The 16,669-nt window shown below is 71.2% G+C and carries 18 protein-coding genes; 10 read left to right on the top strand and 8 right to left on the bottom strand.

Features of this window, described 5'->3' with window-relative positions; translation table 11 throughout:
• The first annotated feature begins 47 nt into the window (after positions 1-47).
• Positions 48-1,016, top strand: a complete 969-nt coding sequence (locus AC07OA_RS01080) for an NAD-dependent epimerase/dehydratase family protein (protein ID WP_494661909.1) — start codon at positions 48-50, stop codon at positions 1,014-1,016.
• Between the two features lie 9 nt (positions 1,017-1,025).
• On the opposite strand, the gene AC07OA_RS01075 is transcribed toward AC07OA_RS01080, so the two are convergent.
• Both AC07OA_RS01075 and AC07OA_RS01070 read right to left on the bottom strand, forming a co-directional pair.
• A complete protein-coding gene (locus tag AC07OA_RS01075) occupies positions 1,026-2,348 on the bottom strand; it encodes a hypothetical protein (protein ID WP_494661908.1) in 1,323 nt (440 codons plus the stop codon).
• A gap of 8 nt (positions 2,349-2,356) precedes the next feature.
• A complete protein-coding gene (locus AC07OA_RS01070; protein ID WP_494661907.1) occupies positions 2,357-2,992 on the bottom strand; it encodes a TonB family protein in 636 nt (211 codons plus the stop codon).
• 176 nt (positions 2,993-3,168) lie between these two features.
• Between AC07OA_RS01070 and AC07OA_RS01065 the strand changes: the two genes are divergently transcribed.
• Entirely contained in the window at positions 3,169-4,329 is a 1,161-nt protein-coding gene (locus AC07OA_RS01065; protein ID WP_494661906.1) for an MFS transporter, read from the top strand.
• An 81-nt stretch (positions 4,330-4,410) separates the two neighbouring features.
• On the opposite strand, the gene ccrA is transcribed toward AC07OA_RS01065, so the two are convergent.
• Positions 4,411-5,688, bottom strand: coding sequence for a crotonyl-CoA carboxylase/reductase (ccrA, locus tag AC07OA_RS01060; protein ID WP_494661905.1), 1,278 nt, complete (start codon positions 5,686-5,688; stop codon positions 4,411-4,413).
• 401 nt (positions 5,689-6,089) lie between these two features.
• Here ccrA and AC07OA_RS01055 point away from each other — a divergent pair, with 401 nt between their 5' ends.
• From AC07OA_RS01055 to AC07OA_RS01030, 6 genes are all read left to right on the top strand, one after another.
• Complete coding sequence (locus AC07OA_RS01055; protein ID WP_494661904.1) at positions 6,090-6,806, top strand: hypothetical protein; 717 nt, start codon at positions 6,090-6,092, stop codon at positions 6,804-6,806.
• Positions 6,807-6,808: 2 nt separating this feature from the next.
• Entirely contained in the window at positions 6,809-7,552 is a 744-nt protein-coding gene (locus AC07OA_RS01050) for an enoyl-CoA hydratase/isomerase family protein (RefSeq protein ID WP_494661903.1), read from the top strand.
• Positions 7,553-7,688: 136 nt separating this feature from the next.
• Positions 7,689-7,817 carry a hypothetical protein gene (locus AC07OA_RS01045; RefSeq protein ID WP_494661902.1) on the top strand — a complete coding sequence of 43 codons (129 nt, stop codon included), beginning with the start codon at positions 7,689-7,691 and terminating at the stop codon, positions 7,815-7,817.
• 1 nt (position 7,818) lies between these two features.
• Positions 7,819-8,145: a DUF6481 family protein gene (locus AC07OA_RS01040; RefSeq protein WP_494661901.1), complete on the top strand. Its 327-nt coding sequence runs from the start codon at positions 7,819-7,821 to the stop codon at positions 8,143-8,145.
• 13 nt (positions 8,146-8,158) lie between these two features.
• Complete coding sequence (locus AC07OA_RS01035) at positions 8,159-8,407, top strand: hypothetical protein (protein WP_494661900.1); 249 nt, start codon at positions 8,159-8,161, stop codon at positions 8,405-8,407.
• Between the two features lie 53 nt (positions 8,408-8,460).
• A complete protein-coding gene (locus tag AC07OA_RS01030) occupies positions 8,461-8,631 on the top strand; it encodes a hypothetical protein (RefSeq protein ID WP_494661899.1) in 171 nt (56 codons plus the stop codon).
• A gap of 21 nt (positions 8,632-8,652) precedes the next feature.
• Here AC07OA_RS01030 and AC07OA_RS01025 read toward each other — a convergent pair whose 3' ends face one another.
• Positions 8,653-9,555, bottom strand: coding sequence for an AraC family transcriptional regulator (locus AC07OA_RS01025; protein ID WP_494661898.1), 903 nt, complete (start codon positions 9,553-9,555; stop codon positions 8,653-8,655).
• Positions 9,556-9,728: 173 nt separating this feature from the next.
• On the opposite strand from AC07OA_RS01025, the gene AC07OA_RS01020 reads away from it, so the two are divergent.
• Positions 9,729-10,643: an oxidoreductase gene (locus AC07OA_RS01020; protein WP_494661897.1), complete on the top strand. Its 915-nt coding sequence runs from the start codon at positions 9,729-9,731 to the stop codon at positions 10,641-10,643.
• A gap of 7 nt (positions 10,644-10,650) precedes the next feature.
• Here the strand turns inward: AC07OA_RS01020 and AC07OA_RS01015 are convergent, their stop codons facing one another.
• Complete coding sequence (locus tag AC07OA_RS01015; RefSeq protein ID WP_494661896.1) at positions 10,651-12,087, bottom strand: sensor histidine kinase; 1,437 nt, start codon at positions 12,085-12,087, stop codon at positions 10,651-10,653.
• Between the two features lie 147 nt (positions 12,088-12,234).
• Complete coding sequence (locus AC07OA_RS01010) at positions 12,235-13,125, bottom strand: LysR family transcriptional regulator (RefSeq protein WP_494661895.1); 891 nt, start codon at positions 13,123-13,125, stop codon at positions 12,235-12,237.
• Positions 13,126-13,229: 104 nt separating this feature from the next.
• Between AC07OA_RS01010 and AC07OA_RS01005 the strand changes: the two genes are divergently transcribed.
• Positions 13,230-14,108 (top strand): SDR family oxidoreductase, encoded by an 879-nt coding sequence (locus AC07OA_RS01005; RefSeq protein WP_494661894.1) that lies wholly within the window; start codon positions 13,230-13,232, stop codon positions 14,106-14,108.
• Positions 14,109-14,153: 45 nt separating this feature from the next.
• Here AC07OA_RS01005 and AC07OA_RS01000 read toward each other — a convergent pair whose 3' ends face one another.
• Both AC07OA_RS01000 and AC07OA_RS00995 read right to left on the bottom strand, forming a co-directional pair.
• A complete protein-coding gene (locus AC07OA_RS01000; protein WP_494661893.1) occupies positions 14,154-14,885 on the bottom strand; it encodes a helix-turn-helix transcriptional regulator in 732 nt (243 codons plus the stop codon).
• A 258-nt stretch (positions 14,886-15,143) separates the two neighbouring features.
• Positions 15,144-16,667 (bottom strand): response regulator, encoded by a 1,524-nt coding sequence (locus tag AC07OA_RS00995; RefSeq protein WP_494661892.1) that lies wholly within the window; start codon positions 16,665-16,667, stop codon positions 15,144-15,146.
• Positions 16,668-16,669: the final 2 nt, after the last annotated feature.

Genomic DNA, 16,669 nt, shown 5'->3' with positions numbered 1-16,669 from the left:
TCTCCCGCATAGGCTGGCCGTCTGGCGAACGGAGTCGGCGGAGCGGCATGGGCAGCGTCCTGGTCCTGGGAGGAACGGGTTTCATCGGGGCCCCGCTGGTCGCCCGGCTGCTGGCGGACGGCGTCGAGACGGCCGTGGGCCACCATGGCGCGCGCGCCGTCCCGGCCGGAGCGCGGTCGGTCACGTTGGAGCGCGGCGACCCGGCGGCGGTGGTCGCCGCCCTGGCGGAGACCGGCGCCGACACCGTCATCGACCTGATCGCCTACACCGCCGCCGACACCCTGCCGCTGCTCGACGCCCTGAACGGCCGCATCGCCCGCTACGTCATGGTCAGCTCGGTGGACGTCTACCGCAACTACGAGGGCCTGCACCGCAAGGGCCGGCCGACGCCCATCTGGGACCGGCTGACCGAGGACTCGGCCCTGCGCGACAGCCGCTATCCCTACCGCCTGGCCAAGCCCCGGCCGGCTTCCGATCCCCAGGCCTGGATGGACGGCTACGACAAAATCCCCCTGGAGGAGGCGGCGCGCGAACGCCTGGGCCAGGCCGCGACCATCGTCCGCCTGCCGATGGTGTTCGGCCCGGGCGACCGGCAGCGGCGGTTTTCGTGGGCGATCCGGCCGATGGTCCAGAAGCGGCCGCGCTTCGTGATCCCCCATCCGTGGGCCAGCTGGCGCTCGACCTTCGGCTATGTCGATGACGTGGCGGCGGGGATCGCCCTGGCCGCCGTCCACCCCCGGGCGGGCGGCGAGACCTTCAACCTGGGCCGCGCCAACACCCCCACCAACCTGGCCTGGGCCGCCAGCTTCGCCGAGCACCTGAACTGGCCCGGCGACGTGGAACTGTCCCACCCCGACGTGGCGCGCGGGGCCCTGGCCAAGGCGGTCTCGGCCCTGGATCTCGACTACCCCCTGTTCATCGACAACGCCAAGATCCGCCGCCGCCTGGGCTATGCCGAGGTCACCGACTTCGACGAGGCCCTGGCGCGGACGGTGGCCGACGAGATGGGGCGCTAGCCGGCGGTCTCAGCCCCAGCAGGCGTCCATCAGGTTCTTGAACGGCGCCTTGGTCGGCTCGAGGTCGATCATCCACCCGATCGGACCCACCACCAGCTTCAGCGAGGACTGGGTCTTGACCTCGTCGATGTCCAGCACCAGCGGGGCGGTCGCCGGAGCCGCCGCCACCGCCAGGTCGCCCAGCCCCCTCATCAGCATGCTCACGGGATTTTCCCCACCCTGGCCGCCGCCCAGGCTGTCTATGAAGTCGCCGGTGGCATGGAACATCTTCTGCTGATAGGCGGCCACCATCTTGGGGGATTGGATCGACAGCGTGGCCTGGCTGGGATCGTAGTAGTTCGTGGTGGTCTCGACTTCGCGGCCGAACTCGCGCGTGGTGCTTTTCGAGCTGCCGGTCTGACGCAGGTTGGCGAAGACCAGGCGGTCGCGACCATTGACGACCGTCCGCACCCCGACGCTGTCGGTGGCGCCCGTCACGAACTTGCCGTTCGGATAGTTCATGTCCAGCACCAGCCCGCCCGCGCCGCCGCACGACAGGGTGGCCACGACGCCGGTCTGGACGCGCCTGTAGGCGTACTCGCCCGGCCGGCGGCTCCAAAGGCCGGCCTTGGCCGGCAGGGCCTTGGTCGCCGCGCGGCGAATGGCGGCCGAGCGCTCGGCGGCCGCCTGCGCCAGGCGCTGGGCTTCCAGTTGCCGCCGGTCGGCCTCGGCCTGGGCCAGCCGCGCCGCTTCCTGAGCCTGCTGGCGCTCCCGGGTCACGACCAGCGTCTGGCGGCGCTCTTCGCGGCGTTCGGCCAGGGCGTTCGCTGTCGTCGCGCTGTCGGCCGTGTCGATCCGAGCCCACAGCGCCGGTCGCTGCGACGCCAGCAGCCGACGCAGTATCGGCGACGCATAGATCCGGCCCCGGTCGTCGGTGGCCAGGCGGTCGCCGGGCCGCAGCAGGTAGTTTTCCCAGGGATCGCCGAACGAGACCAGGAACTCCGAGGCGCCCGTCTCCAGGGTCTCGGTCCAGGCGGCGACGCGCTCGTCGGAAACAGGGCCGCAGAGCCTGATGTCGACGATCGCGCTTTCCAGGTCCGTGAGGGTCTCCGCCACGCGGTAGAGCGGACCCGGCTTCAGAGAATCGAAAGCCTGGATCTGGGCGTCCAGCTTCTGGACCGCCGTGGCGAACTCGGTCCGGCCGTCGTCGCCGGCCTCGCGCTTGGCGACGTGGGCGGCCATGGCCGCCTGCCAACCGTCCTGGGTCGGGCTGTCCTTGAACCGTGCGGCGCACTCGTCCGCGCGGGCCGCCCCGCTCCAGGCCAGGCCGGCGACGAAGAGAGCGGCGGCCATCCGCCGGATCATTGCGGGACCCGGAAGTCCAGGGTGAGCGGCACGGTCTCGCCGCCCGAGGGGCGGCCGTCCGGCAGCACGGTCCTGGCGCGAAAGAGGCGGCTCAACTTCAGCGCCGCGTCGCCGAATCCGTAGTCGGCCGGCGTCTCCTCCGCCACGACGCAACCGATCACGCTTCCGGCCTCGCCGAGCGTGCACGACAACACGACGTGGCCGGAAATCTCCATCCGCTGCGCGCGATCGGGAAAATAGCGCTGGAGGTCGTCCGCCGAAGGCCGGCGCGCCCAGATCTGCGCCTCGGACATGGGCGAGGCCGCGCCGGCCTCTGGACACGACGCCGCGCAGCTGTCGGGGCCGGAGCCGGGTTTGACGGCGCAATAGTCATAGTTCGATCGGGGCCTTTGGCCCGGGGCGGTCGCGATCTCCAGCGACCAGGCCTCGTTGGGCGCCAGCGTCTTGGACAGGCGCCGAGCCGGACCGGCCCCGCCGACGGCGCAGATATTGAAATGGACCGGGCGACCGCATTGGTTCACGCCCGACAGCTCGTTCGGTCCGATCCGCTGCGTCACGCACTTGGCCGTAGGCTGCGCCACCGAGGCGGTGGGCGCCACGGCCGTCGGCGCCCAGACCACGGCCAGCGTCAAGACCGGGCCGAGCAGCCCCCTGAAAGCCCACATGTCGAAAGTCCCCCAACCGCTGGGACGATAACGGCCTTTCCGAAGCTTCGCCACCTCAAGTTGTTCGTGTGTCCGCGTTCCGAACCCGGGTGGTGAAGCGCCGAAATCCGCGTACCCTCGGCGCAAGGGAAGGGGCGCTGATCATGGGGCCATGGCTCGTCTGCCTGCTGGCGGCGATGATCGAGGGGTTCGACATCCAGTCGATGGGGGTGGCCGCGCCGCGCATGCTGCCGGCCCTTCGCCTGACGCCGGGCCAGGCGGGGTGGGCGTTCAGCGCCAGCCTGATCGGCCTGATGGTCGGGGCCAGCGTGGGCGGGGCGCTCGCCGACCGGGTCGGGCGGCGGCCGGTGCTGACCGCTTCGGTGGCGGCGTTCGGGGTCTTTTCGCTGTTGACCGCCCTGGCCACGGGCTTTGGGCCGCTGTTGGCGGTGCGGTTCCTCACGGGCCTTGGACTGGGCGGGGCTATGCCGATGCTGATCGCCCTGGCTTCGGAGCGCGCCAGCCCGGCCCGCAAGGCCACCATGGTGGCGGTGATCATGGGCGGCATGCCGCTGGGCGGGGCCGTGGCGGGTCTGGTGGCCCGCACGCCGATGGCCCTGGAGGACTGGCGGACCATCTTCCTGGTCGGTGGGCTGGCCCCGCTGGTCCTGGCCCCGCTGCTGCATGTCGTTCTGCCGGTGGGGCGGCTCGACCGGACCGAGCACCGGGCCGGCGACGCCCGCCAGGCCCTGTTCGGCAAGGGGCGCTGGCCGGCCACGACCTGCCTGTGGGTTTCCTACGCCCTGGTCGCCCTGACCCTGCACCTGCTGCTGAACTGGCTGCCGACCCTGCTGGTGGCGCGCGGCCTGCCGCCGGCCTTCGCCTTCCTGGTCTCGGCCCTGTTCAACATCGGCGGGGCCGGCGGCGGAGTGGTGTTCGGCCTGCTGGTCGACCGGCTGGGACCGCGCTGGCCGCTGCTGGCCGGGTTCGCGGGACTGGCCGTGGCGCTGGTGGCTCTGGCGGGCGCTGGGGGCGGACCGGCCATCGCCGTATTGGCCTTCGCCGCAGGCTTCCTGCTGATGGGCGGACAGTTCACCCTCTACGGCCTGACGCCGCCCTACTACCCGCCCGCCGTGCGGTCCACGGGCGTAGGGGCGGCGGTGGCGGCCGGGCGTGTCGGCTCGATCCTGGGACCGTTGGCGGCGGCGCAGCTGATCGGCGGCGGCGCGAGCGGCGCGGCGGTGGTCGGGGCGCTGGTGCCGGTGGTGGTCGTGGCCGGGGCGGTGGCGGGGCTGCTGACCTGGGTGGGGCGGCCGGTCGACTGAGGACGGGGACATGCGCATGCGCGTGTCCCCAGACGGTGCGTGGCATTTGGGGACACGCACGAGTGCATGTCCCCGGCCGAGCTATTGCCCCTCGCTGATCTCCACCACTTCCTCGAACGTCCGCAGGCCCGGACGCTGGGCGCAGACGAGCACCGCCATGTTCCCCGGCAGATGCTGGTTGGCCAGCATCTTCTCGTGGGCGGCGGGGATCTGGTCCCAGGGGAAGACCTCCGACAGGCAGGGGTCCACCCGGCGGTCGATGACCAGTTGGTTGGCGGCCGAGGCCTGCATCAGATTGGCGAAGTGGCTGCCCTGCACGCGCTTCTGGCGCATCCACAGGAAGCGGGCGTCCATGGTCAGGTTGAAGCCCGAGGTGCCGGCGCAGATGGCCACCATGCCGCCGCGCTTCACGACGAACACCGAGACCGGGAAGGTCGACTCGCCCGGGTGCTCGAACACCAGGTCGACGTCCTTGTTGCCGGTGACCTGCCAGATGGCTTTGCCGAACTTGCGGCTCTCCTTCATGTAGTCGGAGAACTCCGGCCCATTGACCTTGGGCAACTGGCCCCAGCAGTCGAATTCCTTGCGGTTCAGCACCGCCTTGGCGCCCATCGACAGCACGAACTCGCGCTTGTCGTCGTCGCTGACCACGCCGATGGCGTTGGCGCCGGTCACGGCCGCCAGCTGCACGGCGAAGACGCCCAGCCCGCCCGAGGCGCCCCAGACCAGCACGTTCTGGCCGGGCTTCAGCTCGTGCGGCTTGTGGCCGAACAGCATGCGATAGGCGGTGGCCAGGGTCAGGGTGTAGCAGGCGGCCTCTTCCCAGGTCAGGTGCCGGGGGCGCGGCATCAACTGGCGCGACTGCACCCGGCAGAACTGGGCGAAGCTGCCGTCGGGCGTCTCGTAGCCCCAGATGCGCTGGCTGGACGAGTACATCGGGTCGCCGCCGTTGCACTCCTCGTCGTCGCCGTCGTCCTGATTGCAGTGGATGACGACCTCGTCGCCCAGCTTCCACCGCTTCACCTTGGCGCCCACCTTCCAGACGATGCCCGAGGCGTCCGAGCCGGCGACGTGGAAGGGCTGCTTGTGGCCGTCCAGCGGGCTGATCGGCTCGCCGAGCGCCGCCCAGACGCCGTTGTAATTGACGCCCGCGGCCATCACGAGCACCAGCACCTCGTCCTCGCCGATCTCCCAGGTGGGCACGACCTCGACCTGCATGGCCTCGGAGGGCTTGCCGTGGCGTTCCTTGCGGATGGCCCAGGTGTACATGTTTTTGGGCACGTGATATGCCGGCGGGATCTCGCCGATCTCGTACAGGTCCTTCAGCTCGGTCTTGGCGTCCAGCGTCTCGGTCGTCATGTCACTCCCCGGGTGTGTCTTCGGCGCTGCAACACAAACGCCTGACGGGCTCTCCGCGCTCCGTGAACCGTTCCGCGCGGGCGCGAACCCGGCGTCGATCCATCGTTATAGGCTCCTCGCGAAGGCTTTCCGCGAGGAGACGACCTAAGCTGTGACAAGTGTTTGACGCTGGCAAGGGGGAATCTTGTGCGTCGCAGCATGGTTGCGCGTGAAACGACCCTTGTCCCCAAAAATCCCGACATCCCGGCGAAGGCCGGGACCCAAGCCGACCTTCCGAAGAGTCTCGGGCCGGTCGATCCGCAACGAACCCCGCTGAGGCGCGGCTTGGATCCCGGCCTTCGCCGGGATGCTGACAAAGAGGAAAGGTTGAAGCGCGCAGGATCATCGGCGAGGCTCGCGCCATGTCGCGTCAAACTCTCCTCGCCATCATCCAAGACCAGAACGGGCGTCAGCGTCGCCAGGCCCTGAAGCTGATCCTTCCGGTGGCGGCGTTCTCGCTGGTCGGGGCCGCCTTGCTGATGAGCGGCAAGGTCGCCGTCGGCCTGGCCTCGCTGCTGTTCTTCGGCGTGGGCGGCGGGATCACCGTCCTGCTGCGGCTGACCACGCGCGACCCGACCTACGGCGGCGGCCGGCTGGAGGCGCGGCCGGTCCTGTGGGCGCGCCTGGCCATGGCGGTGCTGATGCTGGCATCGCTGGCGGGCGTGGTCGCCTTTGTCGTCTCGGCCGAGGGCCTCAGGCAGGCCGAAATGGCGGTCCTGGGTTCGGCCTGGGTCCTGATCGTCGCCCTGGTGCTGGCCTCGTTCCTGAAGCGCGGCCCGGTGATCACGGTCGACGCCCAGGGGTATTTCGACCGCCGCGCCAGCCGCGCCCCGATCCCCTGGGAGCGGATCGACCGCCTGGACGTGACCGGGATCCGCAACCAGGTCTTCTACCGCCTGCGCATCGACGACGACCGTGGCCTGAACCTGCTGACCCGGATGAACCGCTGGGTGGGCGCGCCCGGGATCGCCATCGGCTGCGCGGGGCTGGACGTCTGCGACGGCGACGTGGTGCTGGCCGTCCACGCCTGGCGTCCGGCGCTGCTGGAGAAGACGCTGCTGGATCCGTACGGCGGATGAGCATGATCCACGTCTCCCGCCCCACCGGTTCGATCCTGCTCCTGGAGCTGGACGCCCCGCCGGCCAACGCCCTGGGCCTGGCCATGCGGGTGGAACTGACGCGGATCCTCGAGGAGATCGCGGCCGACGACGAGGTGCGGGCGGTGGTGCTGACCGGCCGGGGCGGGGTGTTCTGCGCCGGCGACGACCTGCGCGAGGCCTCGGCCCGCCAGGCCGCCGGCCGGACCGGCGAGGTGCTGGAGGCCATCGAGGACTTCAACATGATCATGGACTGGGTCGAGGCCGTGCGCGTCCCGGTGGTCGCCGCCGTCGACGGCTGGTGTTTCGGCGGCGGGCTGGAACTGGCCCTGGCCTGCGACATCCGCTTGGCCAGCGACCGGGCCGTCTTCGCCGCCTCGGGGGTCAATATCGGCCTGATGGCCTCGGCCACGCGCCTGCCCCGGCTGATCGGCGCGGCCCGGGCCAAGGCCCACCTGCTGACCGGCGCCCAGTTCGGGCCCGAGCGCGCCCTGGCCGACGGGATCGTCACCGCCGTCCACGCCCCCGAGCGGCTCCTGCCCGAGGCGTTCCACCTGGCCGAATGGATCGCCTCGCGCGCGCCCCTGGCGGTGGAGGCCACCAAGCGGGTAGTCGACGGCCGCTCCTACATCGAGGAAGAGCTGCCGACCCTGGCCGCCAGCGCCGATCACCGCGAGGCCATCGCCGCCTTCATGGCCAAGCGGTCGGCGCTTTTTCAGCGGAAGTAGGGACCCGGAGCGTATTTCCACCGGTCCCCTCGCAGGCGTGCTAGGCTCGTCCCCAAGGCGCTAGGACGCGCCGTCGGCGACTTCAGGTCCGCTCCGCGGAACGTCCCGACGCACCCCGGAAAGGGGTTCGCCCCCGATGAAGACCTATACCGGAACCCGGCCCTCGGGCCCCAAGGGGCTGAACGATCCCCGCTCGACCGGCGGCCAGCCGTCGCGGCCCAGGCCCATCGACCCGCAGGCCCTGCGCGGCACGAAGCTGTCCTGACATGCAAGAGACCAAGGGCGCGGCCCTGGCCGACCGGCTGAAGACGGCCGCCGAGGCCAAGCAGGCCTTGCTGGCCAAGTTCAAGCCCAAGCCGGCGGCGGTCGACCCGCTGTTCGCCGAGCGCGGCGCCGTGGCGGCGGCCGAGCTGAAGGCGGTGCGGGCCGAACGAAAGGCCGAACGGGCCGCCCGGAAGGACGTCGCCGACGCGGCGGCCGCACAGGCCGCCCCCGGCCCGAAGCCCGCGCCCAGGAAGGCCAAGGCGCCCACCGAGGCCGAGGCCAAGCACAAGCGCGACGCCCGCTACGCGGCCCGCAAGTCGCGCCGCTGATGGCCCCCTCCTGATGGCGAAACGCGCGCCCATCCCCGTCTCGCCGTTCGGGTCGCACGACTACGAACTGCTGTGCGACAACCTGCTGACCCTGCGCGAGGCCCACATCCGCTCGCGCCATGCCCGGCCGATGCGGGTGGGCGACCTGTGCACCCTGGTCCAGGACGGCGAGATCTACGACCTGGTCGTCACCGACTTCACCGATCGCGCGGTCGAGGGCTGGAGCGTCCGCTGCCGCATCGTCGCGACGCTTCCGCGATAGGCCCAGGGGCCGGATGAGGTGCAACCAACGCCGGGGCGAGCGGTTGGAAAGCCATGACCCAGACCCCGTCATCGCCTGAAAGCCACGAAACGCCGTCGCCGCCCGAGCGCGACGCCGACAGGCCCGAGACCGCCGCCGAGCAGCGACGCGGTGTCCTGCGGCAACGCCGGCATATCGAGGAGCTGGACGGCGAGGACCCGCTGCGCGGCGGCGTCGCCGACTGAGCAGACCGGCGAACACTTCGCCTACGGCGGGGCGGCCGTCGCGGCCTCACGGGCGCGCAGGGACTCGCGGCGCGGCGGCTGACCGAACAGGCGCGCATATTCCCGGCTGAACTGTGACACGCTCTCGTATCCGACCGAGAAGGCGGCCACGCCCGCCTTCTCGCCGTCGGCGACCATCAGCCGCCGCGCCTCCAGCAGGCGCAGGCGCTTCTGGTATTGCAGGGGCGACATCGAGGTCAGGGTCTTGAAGTGCTGGTGGAACGAGGATGGGCTCATGCCCGCCTCGGCCGCCAGTTCGGCGACGCTCGCGGTCGCCGGGAAGGATTCGTGAAGGCGTCGGATGGCCCTGGCGATCCGCAGAGGCTGGCCGTCCGGCAACACCATGCGCGCCACGTTGCGCCCCGCCGGTCCGGTCAGGAGCCAATAGGCGATCTCCCGCATGATCGCGGGGCCGAGGACCTCGACCGCCCCCGGCCGGCCGATGGTGTCCAGAAGGCGGAGGATGGAGTCGGTGATCCGGCCGTCCAGATCGCTCACCACCAGTCCGAACGCGTCGCCGCCCCGAGGGTGGGCCTCGTCGAGGCGGGCGGCGACGTCCAGGACGATGTCGGGGTCCAGGTTCAGGGTGGCGCCGACGAAGGGCCGGTCGCGGGAGGCTTCCACGATCTGGCTGAGCACCGGAACCTCGACCGTGACGACGAGCGACTGCATGTCGCCATAGGTCACCGTGCGGTCGCCGACCATCACCTGCTTGGCGCCCTGGGCCACCACGCACAGGGAAGGGCGGTAGTTCATGGGGTTGGGCAGCACGCGCTCGAAGGTGCGCATCAGGGTCAGGCCCGGCACGGGCGTCTGGAACGCGCCGGTCTCGACACCCTGGCCGTCCAGGAGGGCGGCGATCGCGGCGGTCAGGGCGTTGGCCATCGGCGGGGTTTCCAGGGGGAGACCTGCGAGGCGTAGCCGAGCGGCGCGGGGCCATCAATCGCCGTCGGAGGTTTAGGCAAAAAGTCCGGCGCTTTCGACATTCGCATCGGCGGGTCGCCGGTCAAACTGGCGACGGTTTCGACCGCCCGGGCGGTCTCTCGAAAGGCGCGAGCATGGCGAAGTGGACGACGTCCGACATCCCCGACCAGGGCGGCCGAACGGCCGTTGTCACGGGAACCGGGGGGCTGGGGTTCGAGGACGCCCTGGCCTTGGCGCGGGCCGGCGCGGCGGTGATCGTGGCGGGCCGCGACGCCGGGAAAGGCGCGGACGCCGTCGCCAGGATCCGACAGGCGGCGCCGGCCTCGGACGTCCGGTTCGAGGCGCTCGATCTGGCCAGCCTGGCGTCGATCTCGGCCTTCGCCGCACGGCTCCGCGCTCGGACGGATCGCCTGGATCTGCTGATCAACAACGCCGGGGTCATGACGCCCCCGCGACGGCGGGAAACGGCGGACGGGTTCGAACTGCAGTTGGGCACGAACTATCTGGGCCATTTCGCGCTCACGGGCCGGCTCATGCCGCTGCTTCGCAACGCCGGCGGCGCGCGGGTGGTCACGGTGTCGAGCGTGGCGGCGCGCGACGGCGCCATCGACTTCGCCGACCTGCAGGCCCGGCGACGGTATCGGCCGATGCCGGTCTACGCCCAATCCAAGCTGGCCTGCCTGATGTTCGCCCTCGAACTGCAGCGGCGCGGCGACGCGGCCGGTTGGGGCGTCGCCAGCCTGGCGGCCCATCCCGGCGTGTCCCGCACCGAGCTGCTGCACAACGCGCCCGGTCGGGGAAGCGCCGCCAGCCTGGCGCGCGGGCTGTTGTGGTTTCTGTTCCAGCCGGCCGCGCGGGGAGCCTTGCCGACACTGTTCGCGGCCACCGCGCCCCAGGCCGAGGCGGGCGGCTACTACGGTCCGGACGGACCGGGCGAAATCCAGGGCTTTCCGACGACCGCCCGGATCCCCCGGCGCGGGACCGACCGAGGTGCGGCGGCGCGGCTCTGGGAGATTTCCGAGGACCTGACCGGCGTGCGCTTCGTCTAGGCCGCGCCTACCGCTCCACCATCCCCGCGTGGTCCAGCGGGTCGCCGCCCACGGGCAGGCGCATGTGCATGTCGCAGATCACGCCGCCGGGCTCGAACCTCAAGGCAGCCGCGCCTTGCAGGTCGCGCAGGGCGCGGGTGATCAGGCGCGAGCCGAAGCCCTGGCGGGTGGGGGCGGCCACGGGCGGGCCGCCGGTTTCGGTCCAGGTCAGACGCACCACGCGGTCGGCCGGGTCGAAGGTCCACATCAGCCGCACATGGCCCTCCGGCGTCGACAGGGCGCCGTACTTGGTGGCGTTGGTGGCCAGCTCGTGCAGCAGCATGGCCAGGGCGAGGGCCGCCGAGGGCGGGGCCCAGACGTCGGGGCCGTCCACCTCGATGGCGTCGGAAAGGGCGTCCTCGACGAACGGGGCCAGGGCGCGCAGGGCCACGGCCCGCAGGTCCGCGCCGTGCCAGTGCTCGCGGGTCAAGAGGTCGTGCACCTGCGACAGGCCCAGCAGCCGGGCCTCGAACTTGGCGTAGGCCGACAGCGGGTCGGGATCGCTGCGCAGGGTCTGGCTGGCCATCGACTGGATGGTGGCCAGGGTGTTCTTCACCCGGTGGTTCAGCTCGTTGATCATCAGCCGCAGCTGCTGGTGGTGGCGCTGCTGCAGGCCTTCGGCCGCCTTGCGCTCGGCGATGTCCTCGACGATGGCCACGAAATAGTCCGGCGCGCCCTCGGGTGTGCGCACCAGCGAGACCGTCAGATTGATCCACACCGTGACCCCGGCGGCCGAGATGTAGCGCTTCTCGATGGTGTAGTTCTGCTTGCCGCCCGCCAGCATGGCGTCGACCAGGGCCTGGTCGGCGGCCAGGTCGTCGGGGTGGGTGATGGCCTGGAAGTTGGTGGCCAGCAGGGCGGCGCGGTCGTGGCCGGCGATGGCGCAGTAGCGGTCGTTGAGCTCCAGGAAGCGGCCGTCCAGCCCCACCCGCGCCACGCCCATGGCCACCTGGTCGAACACCGCGCGGTAGCGGGCCTCGGCGGTCTCCAGCGCCAGGCGGGCCTCGACGGTCGAGGTCACCACCTCGGTGTAGAGCACGATGCCTCCGATCGCCCCGTCTTCCGCGCGCCAGGGGGCCACCGACCAGCGGATCCAGTCGATGTCGCCGTCGGGGCGCACGAAGATCTCGCCGGGATGGTTGCGCTCGATGCCGTCGGCCAGGGCGGCGGCGTGGATGTCGCGCCAGCGCTGGGGCACGTGGGGGAAGACGTCGTAGTGGATCTTGCCCACCAGGGGCGTGTCGGCCGGCAGGTCCTGGTCGGTCAGGTAGCGTCCCGAGGCCGCCAGGTAGCGCATGTCGCGGTCGAAGATGGCGATGCCGATCGGCGCCTGGCGCAGGGCGGTCAGGACCGGCGACGGCTCGGGCGTCGCGATCGGATCGACTGGCCCCGTCTGCGTCGTCACCTGCGGCTTACCCCCTGAAAAGACCTCGTCGTTGCTCGCCCGAGGGCGGCAGGCGAGTCAAGGCTCGGCCCCTGCGTCAGCTCGCCTCATGCGGGATCGAAACGCTCATGGTGGCGCTTCGGCTTCATTCGCGTCACCTGACGCCGGCTAGACCTCCATATAGGCCGCCAGCTCGTCGGCGGTCCCCAGGGGGAAGGCCTGTTTCAGGTGGTCGAGGAAGGCGGAGACGCGCGCGCTGAGCAGGCGGCGGGAGGGATACAGCGCCCAGAGAGCGATCTCCGGCTCGGCCGCGTCGCCCCAGTGGACCAGCCGGCCCGCGGCCAGGTCGCGGCTGACCAGCGAGAGCGGCAGGCGGGCGGCGCCGACCCCCGCGCGCACCGCGTCGCGGACCATGATCATCGACGACAGGCGCAGCACCGGCTCGACCGCGATGCGGGCCGGGCCCGCCCCGGTGGTCAGGGTCCAGGTCTCGGTCCCGTCGCCGCCGCGCACCACGCCCCGGACGCTCGCGCCCTCCGCCGGTCGGGGCAGGTCGGGACCGGCCACCACCACCAGGCGGTCGCGCAGGAACACCCGGCCCACCAGGCTCTCGTCGGGATCGGGGTTTACCCGGATCGCCAGGTCGTAGCCTTCCTCCACCAGGTCGACGGGGCGGTCGTCGGTGGTCACCTCCAGCCGGACCTCGGGATAGGCGCGCGAGAACTCGGCGGCCAGCCGCCCCAGCGCTGTCTGGGAAAGCAGCAGGGGCGCGCTGATGCGCAGCCGTCCGCGCGGGCGCTCGCCGCCCGAGGCGATGGCGGCGGCCGCCTCGTCCAGCTCGGTCAGCAGGACGCCCGTCCGTTCGAACAGGGCCCGGCCTTCCTCGGTGAGCTTGAGCGCGCGCCCGCCGCGTTCGAACAGGCGGAGATCCAGGTCGGCCTCCAGTTCGGCGACCCGTCGCGACAGCGTGGCCTTGGGCCGACCCGCCGCGCGGGCCGCGCGCCCGAACCCGCCGTGCCGGGCCACCAGGTTGAAGTCGGCGAGGGCGAGCAGGTCCATGTGTTCCACCACTGAGACGGATCGTCCAAATATAGCGTCTATTGGATCGTGTGTGGACCGGTCATTTCTCCAGGCGTCGTCTTACCCCAACTGGAGATTTTCCCATGACCATCCTCGTCACCGGCGCCACCGGCCGTGTCGGCCGCCAAGTCGTTCAGCAACTGGTCCAGCGCGGCGCCCGCGTCCGCGCCCTGGTCCGCGATCCTTCCAAGGCCGACTTCCCGGCCGGGGTCGAGGTCGTGAAGGGCGACCTGCTGGACCTCGACGCCCTGCGCGCCGCGTTCCAGGGCGTGGAGGCGTTCTTCCTGCTCAACGCCGTGGCGGGCGACGAATTCACCCAGGCGCTGATCGCCCTGAACATCGCCCGCGACTGCGGGGTCGAGCGGGTGGTCTATCTGTCGGTGCTGCACGCCGAGCGCTTCGTGAACGTGCCGCACTTCGCGGTGAAGTCCGGCGCCGAGCGGATGATCGCCCAGATGGGCTTTTCCGCCACGATCCTGCGTCCGGCCTACTTCATCGACAACGAACTGATGATCAAGGACGTGGTCCTGAACCACGGCGTCTATCCGATGCCGATCGGCGCCAAGGGCGTGGCCATGGTCGACGCCGCCGACATCGCCGAGGTCGCCGCCATCGAGCTGATCCGTCGCCAGCAGGCGCCGGGCAAGCTGCCGGTCGAGATCATCAACCTGGTCGGTCCCGACACCCTGACGGGCGAGGCCCTGGCGGCCCTGTGGTCGGACGTGCTGGGCCGCCCGGTCGTCTATGGCGGCGACGATCCCGGCGGCTTCGAGCAGAGCGTCTCGGCCTTCATGCCCAAGTGGATGGCCTACGAGATGCGCCTGATGGCCCAGCGCTATGTCAGCGACGGCATGGTTCCGGAGGCGGGCGACGTCCAACGCCTGACCACCCTGCTGGGCCGGCCGCTGCGCACCTATCGCGACTTGGCCGCGCGGATCGCGCAAGAGGCGCGGTCGGCCTAGGGGGCGGGAGGCGGAGGGCGGGGGACGGGGCGGTCGCGGCCGCCCTCACCCCACCTTCGCCAGCAGTCCCAGTTCCCCCGCCTTCATCACCGCTTCCTGCCGCTTGACCACGCCCAGGCGCTTCTTGGCGGCTTCGATGTGGTGGTGGACGGTGCGGGGCGAGAGGGTGAGGATCGCGCCGATCTCCCAGTCGGTCTTGCCCCGGCTGGCCCAGTACAGGCACTGGGCCTGGCGCTCGGAGATCACCCCGTAGTCGGGATTGTCGTCCTGCATTTCCCAGTGCTTGAGCATGATGGTGCCGAACACCGTGGCCAGGCTCTCGACCACGGCGCGGGCGGTGGGGTCGACGGCGGTCTCCGGGGTGGACATGCGGATCAGCACCTCGTGGCCGGCCGGGCCGAACACCCGCACCACATAGCCGTCGTTCATGCCGAATTCGGAGGCCTCGCCCCACATGGCCTGGGCGCGGTTGTCGCCCAGCGGCCGCGCATCGCTCCAGGCGAAGGGGCGGTTGGATTTCTGCAGCAGCTTGATGCACGGGTCGTGGACCACGTAGCGCTCGCCCCAGTAGCGGGCGTCCCAGGCGTCGAAGTCGCGGCGCGCCAGGGTGGGGGGCTCGCGGCCCAGCTGCTCGGCGTTGATCAGGGTGGCGCAGAACCGGTCGTAGCCGAACGCGCCGATGGCCCGCCCGAAATGGCATTCCACCATGTCGGGGTCGGTGTAGTGCGGCGCCTTGCTGAGAAAATCCCAGGCTTCCTGTTCGGCGGTGTTCAGCACGCGTGCGGTGTTCCCTGTTCCCGCAAAGCCTAGGTCAGCAAAGGGACGGGGGCCATACCGCGTATCGAGACTGCGGCGCTTTGTTGCAAGTCTGAGACATATCGCACCTGCCGGAGGGTGCATTCGCACCTTGCGACGCGCGATGGTTGTGAAAAGTTCCGCCCGGCCGTGGCGTCGCGCCCTTCCGGCAAGTGGTGAAACCTCTCACCCTCCCACCGCTTCGCGGCGGGTCCCTCCCTCTCTCTATGAGAGAGGGGTCTAGGCCGCCGCTTCGGTGTCTTCGTCGTCGTCGCCGCCCAGGAGGGCGCTCAGGACCACGGCCAGGCGTTCGGGCTTGATCGGCTTTTCGACCACGTCCTGCATGCCGGCGGCGACATAGGTGGCCACGTCGTTGGGGTCGGCGTTGGCGGTCAGGGCCACGATGGGGACCTGGCCGGCGGGGCCGTTCATCTCGCGGATGGCGCGGGTGGCGGCCACCCCGTCCATGCGCGGCATCTTGATGTCCATCAGGATCAGGTCGAAGCGGCCCGAGCGCGCGGCCTCCACGGCCTCGACGCCGTCGACCACCTGCTCGGAGGTGCAGTCGAACATCTCGCAGAGGGCCTCGGCCACCATGCGGTTGGTGGCGTTGTCGTCGACGATCAGGATGTGGGCCGAGCGGGCGTCCAGCGACGGCTCCTCGACCTCGGTGACGGTCAGGTTGGCGGCCGGGGCGGTCAGAGAGAACTGCAGGGTCAGGCCGGCGCCCAGATTGGCCTCGGCGCGCAGCGGGCCGCCCATGGCGCGGGTCAGGCCGTGGGCCAGGGCCATGCCCACGCCCAGGGCCAGCTCGTTGCTGTCCTGGATGCTGCCGGCGCCCAGCGGGTCGTAGACCCGGGTCAGGCGTTCCTCGGCCGAGCCGACGGTGTTGTCGCGCACCCGGCCTTCCAGCTTCAGGCCGCCTTCGGTCGCGCGGGCCTTGAGGCTGGCCTCGATCACGCCGCGGCCGCTGGCCAGGGCGCCCTCGATCAGGGCGTCGAACACCTGCAGCACGCGGTCGGCGTCGATGACGGCGGCGGCTTCGGGATCGCCGTCGTAGGAGAACAGCAGGGTCGAGCCGCCCTCGGCGGCGCGGGCGCTCCAGCGGGCCTCGACGGCGTCGGAAAGGTCGCGCAGCAGGGCGGGGGCGAGGGTCAGGGAGAGGCCGCCGGTGGCCGCGCGGCGCAGGTCCATGGCGCGGTTCAGCACCTGGCTCATGTCGCGGCTGGTGTCGCCGATGGCGCGGACATAGGCGGCCGCGTCGGGCGTCAGGCGCGACTGCTCCAGCCGTTCGGTGAAGGCCAGCACGCCGTCCAGGTGATGGCCGATGTCGTGGGCCATGCGCTCGACCAGGGCCATGGCCTCGTCGGCCTCGCGCTGGCGGCGGCGATGGGAGGTGAGCAAGGAGCTCAGGCCGCCCACGCCCACATAGGTCCCGGCCTCGTCGACCGTGACATAGGCGGTGCGGAACAGGGGGGTGGCGCTCTGGGCCATGCCCTCGACGAATTCGGTGGCCGTCAGGCCGGCGCGGGCGATGCGCGGCTCGCGGTCCATGACGTCGGAAACGGGACGCGCGTCCAGGTCGGCGACCGCCGCCTGGCCCAGGAAGACGTCGCGATAGACCAGGCCCACCGGCCGTCCGTCCACGACGACGGCCACGGCGGCCACGTGCGGCTCGGCGAGGAAGATCGCCCGGACCTCCGCGCATGGGGTGGCGGGGGCGATCGGGGCTCGGCGGTCGATAAGGCGGTCGAGCGTGTCCATGC

The sequence above is a fragment of the Caulobacter sp. GW821-FHT09B08 genome, from assembly GCF_059418225.1.
This window is presented reverse-complemented; position numbering and strand designations above follow the sequence as displayed.

Coding starts and splice junctions, on each gene's coding strand:
- AC07OA_RS01080 (WP_494661909.1), top strand. CDS start 48: ATGGGCAGCGTCCTGGTCCTGGGAGGAACGGGTTTCATCGGGGCCCCG.
- AC07OA_RS01075 (WP_494661908.1), bottom strand. CDS start 2,348: ATGGCCGCCGCTCTCTTCGTCGCCGGCCTGGCCTGGAGCGGGGCGGCC.
- AC07OA_RS01065 (WP_494661906.1), top strand. CDS start 3,169: ATGGGGCCATGGCTCGTCTGCCTGCTGGCGGCGATGATCGAGGGGTTC.
- ccrA (WP_494661905.1), bottom strand. CDS start 5,688: ATGACGACCGAGACGCTGGACGCCAAGACCGAGCTGAAGGACCTGTAC.
- AC07OA_RS01055 (WP_494661904.1), top strand. CDS start 6,090: ATGTCGCGTCAAACTCTCCTCGCCATCATCCAAGACCAGAACGGGCGT.
- AC07OA_RS01050 (WP_494661903.1), top strand. CDS start 6,809: ATGATCCACGTCTCCCGCCCCACCGGTTCGATCCTGCTCCTGGAGCTG.
- AC07OA_RS01045 (WP_494661902.1), top strand. CDS start 7,689: ATGAAGACCTATACCGGAACCCGGCCCTCGGGCCCCAAGGGGCTGAAC.
- AC07OA_RS01040 (WP_494661901.1), top strand. CDS start 7,819: ATGCAAGAGACCAAGGGCGCGGCCCTGGCCGACCGGCTGAAGACGGCC.
- AC07OA_RS01035 (WP_494661900.1), top strand. CDS start 8,159: ATGGCGAAACGCGCGCCCATCCCCGTCTCGCCGTTCGGGTCGCACGAC.
- AC07OA_RS01030 (WP_494661899.1), top strand. CDS start 8,461: ATGACCCAGACCCCGTCATCGCCTGAAAGCCACGAAACGCCGTCGCCG.
- AC07OA_RS01025 (WP_494661898.1), bottom strand. CDS start 9,555: ATGGCCAACGCCCTGACCGCCGCGATCGCCGCCCTCCTGGACGGCCAG.
- AC07OA_RS01020 (WP_494661897.1), top strand. CDS start 9,729: ATGGCGAAGTGGACGACGTCCGACATCCCCGACCAGGGCGGCCGAACG.
- AC07OA_RS01010 (WP_494661895.1), bottom strand. CDS start 13,125: ATGGACCTGCTCGCCCTCGCCGACTTCAACCTGGTGGCCCGGCACGGC.
- AC07OA_RS01005 (WP_494661894.1), top strand. CDS start 13,230: ATGACCATCCTCGTCACCGGCGCCACCGGCCGTGTCGGCCGCCAAGTC.
- AC07OA_RS00995 (WP_494661892.1), bottom strand. CDS start 16,667: ATGGACACGCTCGACCGCCTTATCGACCGCCGAGCCCCGATCGCCCCC.